We start from the raw sequence: 7,134 nt of genomic DNA, 5'->3' as shown, positions 1-7,134 counted from the left end.
CTGGGGCTCCGGCTCAGGCACCGGATCGGGCCCCGGCGGCTTCGGGATCGGTGACGGCGACGGTTGCGGCTTCGGCGTGGGGGGCGGCCCGGGCCGCGGTGGCGGCTGGGGTCCCGGGAAGGGCTCCGGGTCGGGGACCGGTCCCGGGGTGGGGCCCGGCGGTACGGGGGCGGGGAACGGATCGGTCATTCTGTCCTCCAGGCGGTGGGTACGTCAGCCCTGGACTTCTCCCACGCGTACCCGGCCCCCGCACCCCCACTCACCCCGTCGCGCCGCCCGTTACGCCACAGAGCCCACCGGTCCTGCGGTGACTACCGGCCCCGTACGGCCGCCGCCCCCGCCGCCAGCCCGGGGCGCGGGCTCGACAGGACGGGCACCGAGGTGGTGGTGAAGTCCTGGGCCGAGGCCATGGATCCCTGGGCGAGGACGAGCGCGTCGGCGTCGGTGACCGCGTCGGCGGCCACGGCGACCTTGCGGGCGCATCCCTCGATGTCGCCCGCCGCGAAACGCTCCCACGCGCCGTCGACCAGGAGGGTCCGCACCTGGACGGGGCGCCCGGCTCGCCGGGCCTCCTCCTCCACGAGGGCGACGGTGGGTTCGAGCGTGCTCTCCAGCGTCGCGAGGACGACGACGCGCGAGCCCGCGGCCACCGCGGCGGCCGCCATCGGACGGTCGGCGCGGAGCACAGGCACCGGGGCGCCCGCGGTCTCGGCGACGCCGCCGATCGTGGAGCACGTGCAGAGCACGGCGTCGGCGCCCTGCGCGGCGGCCTCGTCGAGCGCCGCACGCACCGCGCCCGCGACCGCGTCCGGACCCTCGACCCGGGCACGGGCCAGCAGTTCCTCGACCACCAGGTGGCGCAACTCCAGGCCCGGGTGCTCCTCGTCGCGCAGCACGTCGAAGACGGGCACGTGCGCGGGCGAGGTGTGCAGCAGGGCCAGGACGCGGCCGGAGGCGGCCGCGGGATGCGACTTCGCCGATGTCGTAGGCGCTTGCTCCGAGGCCGCGGACTCCATCAGAACCGCCCGGGGTGGGCGATCAGCCAGTCCTTCCCGGCCCTGACCAGGGCCGGGTCGGCCGCCGGGGCGTCCTCGGGATGGCGCGCCGCCCACTTCACGACGTACGGGCACAGCGGTGCGACCACGATGCCCTCGCGGGCGGCGATGCCGTAGAGCTCGCGCGCGAGGGACCCTGCGATGCCCTTGCCCTCGTGCGCGGGCTCCACGATCGTGTGGACGGGCACGAGGGCGCGCGCGGGTGCCTCCAGAACGAAGTACTCGATGTGGCCGACCAGTTCGTCCCCGGCGAACGCCTCAAGGCGGCCGCCGGCCCGGTCGTCGCGGATCTCGATGTCGCTCATGGGCACTCCTCAAGTCCTCCGGTCCTGGCGCTCCGCCGCCGAGGTTCAGACCGTGACGGCCTGCGGGCTGCGCTCCTGGTCCGATCCCGGCACCGGCTCGGACGGATCGGCCCCGAGGGCCACGATGCGGTTCTCGCTGTCCACGTGCACGACCCGCGGCCGCAGCGCCCGCGCCTCGGCGTCGGAGACCTGAGCGTAACTGATGATGATCACCAGGTCCCCGGGGTGCACCAGGTGGGCCGCCGCCCCGTTGATCCCGACGACCCCCGACCCGCGCTCGCCCTCGATGACGTACGTCTCGAGGCGGGCGCCGTTGGTGATGTCGACGATGTGCACGAGCTCGCCGGGCAGCAGGTCGGCGGCATCAAGGAGATCGGCGTCGATGGTGACGGACCCGACGTAGTGCAGATCGGCCTGGGTGACAGTCGCACGGTGGATCTTGGACTTGTGCATAGTGCGCAGCATCAAGTACTCCTAGAAGACGGCTCCCTGCCTGCTTTTTGCAGGTCAAGGGCGTTCTCGACTCTACACGGGCACGCGTCGAACAGAGCTGTGAGGAAAGTGACTGTGTGCTGATGCGGGTTGGCTTGCAGGGTTGGTAGGGGGTGTGCTTCGGCGTCCCCCTGCCCGGCTGGGCCGGTCTGCCAGGGCGCCTGTATCTCGTCGGCTGGGCAGGTGGGGCCGGTGGCAGGACCGCGCAGGGGTTCTCCGGGCGTGGGTGTGGGCAGGGTTTGTTCGGGCCGGCTGGGGATGCCGGGTGCGGCTACCAGACGGCCAGTGAGCCGTCGGTGTTGCGCCAGACCGGATTGCGCCAGCGGTGGCCGCGTTCGGCGGCGGCGCGGACCGCGTCCTCGTCGATGGTGATGCCGAGACCGGGTGCTGTCGGGCGGTCGATGTAGCCGTCACGGAACGTGAAGGGTGTGGTGTCGGCGAGGTAGTCCAGCAGGCCGCTGCTGTCGCCGTAGCCGATGCCCAGTGCCTGTTCCTGGATGAGGAAGTTGGGGATGGCGAAGTCGAGTTGGAGGCTGGCGGCGAGGGCGATCGGGCCGAGCGGGCAGTGCGGTGCCACCAGAACATCGTAGGTTTCCGCCATCGCGGCGATGCGGCGGGACTCGGAGATGCCGCCAGCGTGGCTGATGTCGGGCTGGGCCACGGCGATGCCGTCGGAGAGCACCGAGCGGAAGTCCCAGCGGGAATACAGCCGTTCGCCGGTGGCGATGGGGATGGACGTGGAGCGCACCACGGCGCCGAGGTCCCGGGAGAACTCCGGCAGCACGGGCTCTTCGACGAAGAGCGGCAGGAGCGGCTCCAGGAAGGGCAGGACGCGGCGGGACATCGCCCCGCTGAAGCGGCCGTGGAAGTCCAGCGCCAGGTCGCGGTCCGGTCCGATGGCCTCGCGGACCGCGCTCACCCCGGCCACGATGGCATCGATCGCGGCGGGCGTGGCGAGCGGTTCGAGCTGGCCGCAGGGGTTGAGCTTGACCGCGGTCATGCCCTTGGCGACCTGCTCGGCGGCCGACTCGGCCAGTTCCTCGGGGGTCTCGCCGCCGACCCAGCCGTAGACGCGCACCCGGTCGCGCACGTGGCCGCCGAGCAGCTGGTGGACCGGGACGCCGTGGGTCTTGCCCGCGATGTCCCACAGCGCCTGGTCGATTCCGGCCAGGGCGCTGTTCAGGACGACTCCGCCGCGGTAGAAGCCGCTCTTGGCGAGGACCTGCCAGTGCTCCTCGATGCGGGCCGGGTCCTGGCCGAGGAGGTAGTCGAACATCTCCTCGACGCAGCGGGCGACGGTGTGGGCCTTGCCCTCGACTATGGGCTCACCCCAGCCGGAGATGCCCTCGTCGGTGTCGACGCGCAGGAAGAGCCAGCGCGGTTCGACAAGGAAGAGCTCGTATCCAGTGATCTTCATGGGATGGACCTCCGGGTCCTGTGCTGTATACGGCCTGATGGGCGGCCGGGGGCTCGTTGAGGAGAGCGGTTTTGGGCGTGCGAGGGTGCAGTTGCGGCGGTCTGGTCGTTCCCGCAGCGGGTCGTTCCCGCAGCGGGTGGAGCGGGTTTTCGCCCGGCACGGGTGAGGCCGGTGGCCTACTCCTGGGAGCTGATGCTGCGGCCACCGTCCACGAGCAGGTTCTGGCCGGTGACGAAAGCGGCGTCCTCGGAGGCGAGGAAGGCCACGGCGGCGGCGATGTCCTCGGGGGCTCCGAGCCGGCCGACGGGGGTGCGCGCGGCGGTCTGCGCCTTGTACTCCTCGGGCGCCTCGGCCCACAAGGCGGTGACCACGGCTCCGGGAAGGACGGCGTTGAACCTGATCTCGCCTCCGTACTCGACGGCGAGCTGGCGTACGAGGGCGTCGATCCCGCCCTTGGCGGCCGCGTACGCGGGGAAGCCCTTGAAGCCGATGGCCGCGTGCACGGACGAGGTGATCACCACCGCGCCCCTGGCCGTTCTCAGCAGGGGCACAGCGGCTCGGACACCGTAGAACACCGAGTCGAGGGAGAGCCGCAGCTGATCGTGCCAGCAGGTGTCGTCCAGTTCGTGTGCCGCTGCGGGCAGGTTTCGACCGGCGTTCAGGTGGAGCACATCCAGGCGTCCCGTCCAGGACCCGGCCTCGGCGACGGCCGCGGCCCACTCCCCCGGCGAGGTGACATCGAGGCGCCACTCCCGCGCCCGTCCACCCCCCGCGCGGATCTCCTCGGCCACGCGCTGGGCGCCTTTGGCGTCCACGTCGGTGACCAGGACGGACGCTCCCTCCGCCGCCAGCCGGTGGGCGGTGGCCGCCCCGATACCGGAGGCGGCCGCGGTGAGCAGGGCCGTACGGCCGGCGAAGCGCGCCGGTGCGGCGACGGTCATGGCGTTCCTCCTGGTTCTGCCGGTCCGGCCGTGGAGCCGCGAAGCACCAGCCGCGGCTCGGTCGGTACGACGACGTCGCCTGTCGGCTTGCCCTCGATGGTGGCCACCAGGGCATCCACCGCGGCGGTTCCCAGCTCGTGCAGGGGCATCGCGACGGTGGTCAGCGGGGGGTGGAGGTGCGCGGCCACGGGCAGGTCGTCGTTGCCGACCACGGAGACGTCTTCCGGAATCCTGAGGCCGAGCTCCCTGATCGCGGCCATGGCGCCTATCGCCTGCGCGAGCGAGCTGGTGTAGAGCGCGGTGACGGGCGGCCGCCCGTCACCGTCGGCGGAGCGCAGCAGTTCCCGCGCGGCGGACCCGCCGCCGTCCTCGGTGAAGTCCCCGGACGCGACGGGCACCGTGTCCAGCCCGAGTTTGGCAGCGTGCCGGAGAAACGCCTCCTTGCGGACCTCGCTGGGGGTGATCCCGGCAGGACCCGCGATGTGGCCGATCGCGCGGTGACCGAGGCCGTGCAGATGGTCGAGTGCCGTCACGCTGGAGCGGGCGACGTCCATGGTGACGTTGCGGCCGGATCCCTCGACCGAGCGGTTGAGGAAGACATGGGGCACCGCGCTGCGGCCCAGTGCGTCCAGCAGGGGGTGACCGGGGCGGGCCGAGGCGATGAGCAGTCCGTCGACCCTGCCTTCCTGGACCAGGTCATGGAAGGACTCGTCGGCCTCCTGCCCGTCGAAGTCCTCGGCCAGCAGGGAGAGGTAGCCCAGTTCGCGGGCCCGCTGGTAGGCGCCGCGGGCGATGGTGACGTACGTGGGGTTGGCGAGTGCGGGGATCAGCAGGGCCAGCGCGTGTGTGTTGGCTCCGGCCAGTGCCCGCGCCCCGGAGTGAGGCCGGTAGCCGAGCGCCTCGGCGGCCTCGTGGACGCGCCGGCGTGTCTCCGGCCGTACGGACAGGTCCTGGCGGCCGTTGAGCACCTTGGACACGGTGGCCTTGGAGACCCCGGCCGCGTGTGCCACATCCACGAGCTTGGCCCGGACGGGCTGTTCCGGCACGTGCTCCCCCTCCTCGGTGGGCGCTGCCCTGGTCCGCCGTGCGGAACCCAGAGTGACGCGTTCTGGCCTCTTGACACTTTCTGGAAACGCAACTTAACGTTCGCGAAAGTTTCAGTCAACCGGTTTCCTCAGACGGAAATAAGCGAAACGTCTGGGCAGAATCTATGAAACCGGTCATATCGATATAGCTAGATGTCGGCCACAGTTGACTGCGCGTCAACTGCGGCCGAGGGGTCACCTTCGGGTCTCACCGTGTACGCGACCACCGTCGCACTCGCGGTCCCCTGACACCCGTGTGCGCACTGTCCACTCAGACAGAAACGCCCGGTCCAGGGCATCTCGCACCACCTCCCGGCAAGCCGGTGCACCACCGCCGCCGTGCTCGCCCGTTCGCTTCTCGCGGCACCCCTCATGCCGCCATGGACTCCGCCCTCGTCACGCAGCCGCCGTACGTGCCGCAACCGCGAACGTCTCGCAACCGCGCACGTCCCGCCACGAAAGGCAATCAGCATGCCCATGTCAACGCCCCTCGACCGACGGCGCTTCCTCGCCCTCTCCGCCGGAACCGCGCTCGCCGCGACAGGTGTGTCCGCCTGCGCCGGCTCCGTCAGCAACGGCGCGGGTGGATCCGGGAGCGGCAAGACGACGCTCACCGTGATGACGGTGCAGAACGAGTGGGACAAGAAGACCCTCGCGGCTGCGGAAGCGGCGCTGGGGATGAACCTCAACGTCATCACCTGGGACCCCACCAAGCTCAACTCCATGCTGGCCGCCAAGAACCCGCCGGACGTGGTCCGCGGCTTCGGCGCGACCGAGACGCCGTACTTCGCCGCCCGCGGCCTGATGACGGACCTGGACCCGTACTTCGCCAAGAGCTCGGCGCTGAAGGCCTCCGACCTCGACCCCGTCAACGACGTGTGGCGCTACGACGGCAAGAAGCAGGGCGCCGGACCCCGCTACGGCATGGCCAAGGACTACTCCCAGGACTCCATGTTCTGGTACCGCACCGACCTGTTCGAGGCCGCCAAGCTGGACGCGCCCAGCGCGACCGAACCGGTCTCCTACGACGAGTGGCTGGACCTGGGCAAGAAGCTGGTCAAGCGCCGTCTGGGCAAGGTGAAGGTGTACGGCCTGAACGCCACCGGCATGGGTGTCTTCCCGCAGCTCATGGGCATGACCGCCTCCGCCGGCGGCAGTCTCTTCGCCGAGGACCTGGCCACGGTGGACTTCTCCTCCCCGGAGGCGCTCAAGGCGCTGCGGTGGTACCTGGACTACGCCAAGGCCGACATAGGCCCGAACGTCGTCAACCCCAACCCCGACGGCTGGGACGGCCCCACCTACGGGGCCAGGCGCATGGCGATGAGCTGTAACGGCTACTGGTTCGGCGGACAGATCGGCTCCGACCCCAAGCTCGCCGAGGTCTCCCGCTTCGCGCCCGCCCCGCAGTTCGGCGGCCACCGCGTCAGCTCCTGCTTCGGCGCCACCGGCTTCTGGATCCCGAAGGACGCCAAGAACAAGGACGCGTCCTGGAAGTTCTTCGAGTGGTACTTCGGCGGCAAGCCCGCCCAGGTGCGCGCGGCCAGCGGCTGGGGCATCCCCTCGCTGAAGTCACTGCGCCCGAACATGCCGCAGACCAGCGCCTTCCAGAAGCAGGCCTTCCAGGTGCAGGAGAAGGAGCTGCCGCACTTCTCCGTCCTCAGCTTCACCCCGTACGCCCAGCAGGCCGCCCTCGAGGGCGTGCTGAACAAGGTCCTGCCGGGTGCCGTGAAGTCCGGGACGTCGGCGGGCAAGGTCGCCGACACGCTCAACTCCCGGATGAACGAGCAGCTCGCCCAGGGCAAGGAGCTCGTGGGGTGCCCAGACGCCTTCGATCTGGGT

The 7,134-nt window shown here is 71.0% G+C and carries 7 protein-coding genes; 1 reads left to right on the top strand and 6 read right to left on the bottom strand.

Translation table 11 applies throughout. The features are described from left to right. Positions 1-311 precede the first annotated feature (311 nt). The 6 genes from ABZS97_RS42870 to ABZS97_RS42845 all read right to left on the bottom strand — a co-directional run bounded on the left by ABZS97_RS42870 (position 312) and on the right by ABZS97_RS42845 (position 5,256). On the bottom strand, positions 312-1,016 hold the full coding sequence (locus tag ABZS97_RS42870; RefSeq protein ID WP_356149003.1) for an aspartate/glutamate racemase family protein: 705 nt from the start codon (positions 1,014-1,016) through the stop codon (positions 312-314). Further along, complete coding sequence (locus ABZS97_RS42865) at positions 1,016-1,360, bottom strand: GNAT family N-acetyltransferase (protein ID WP_356149000.1); 345 nt, start codon at positions 1,358-1,360, stop codon at positions 1,016-1,018. The genes ABZS97_RS42870 and ABZS97_RS42865 overlap by 1 nt, the downstream gene beginning before the upstream one ends. A 45-nt stretch (positions 1,361-1,405) precedes the next feature. Next, entirely contained in the window at positions 1,406-1,825 is a 420-nt protein-coding gene (gene panD, locus ABZS97_RS42860) for an aspartate 1-decarboxylase (protein WP_356148995.1), read from the bottom strand. A 298-nt stretch (positions 1,826-2,123) separates the two neighbouring features. Continuing rightward, positions 2,124-3,269, bottom strand: coding sequence for a galactonate dehydratase (gene dgoD / locus ABZS97_RS42855; RefSeq protein WP_356148992.1), 1,146 nt, complete (start codon positions 3,267-3,269; stop codon positions 2,124-2,126). 176 nt (positions 3,270-3,445) lie between these two features. Then, positions 3,446-4,210 carry an SDR family NAD(P)-dependent oxidoreductase gene (locus ABZS97_RS42850; RefSeq protein ID WP_356148989.1) on the bottom strand — a complete coding sequence of 255 codons (765 nt, stop codon included), beginning with the start codon at positions 4,208-4,210 and terminating at the stop codon, positions 3,446-3,448. Continuing rightward, entirely contained in the window at positions 4,207-5,256 is a 1,050-nt protein-coding gene (locus ABZS97_RS42845; protein WP_356148986.1) for a LacI family DNA-binding transcriptional regulator, read from the bottom strand. Before ABZS97_RS42845 ends, ABZS97_RS42850 begins: the two co-directional genes overlap by 4 nt. A 510-nt stretch (positions 5,257-5,766) precedes the next feature. Between ABZS97_RS42845 and ABZS97_RS42840 the strand changes: the two genes are divergently transcribed. Then, a partial coding sequence (locus ABZS97_RS42840) for an extracellular solute-binding protein (protein ID WP_356148983.1) occupies positions 5,767-7,134 on the top strand: 1,368 nt, incomplete at its 3' end.

Source organism: Streptomyces sp. NPDC005485, assembly GCF_040606085.1.
Classification (GTDB): domain Bacteria; phylum Actinomycetota; class Actinomycetes; order Streptomycetales; family Streptomycetaceae; genus Streptomyces.
Note: the sequence above shows the minus strand (reverse complement) of the source record. Positions and strands in the feature narration are given on the sequence as shown.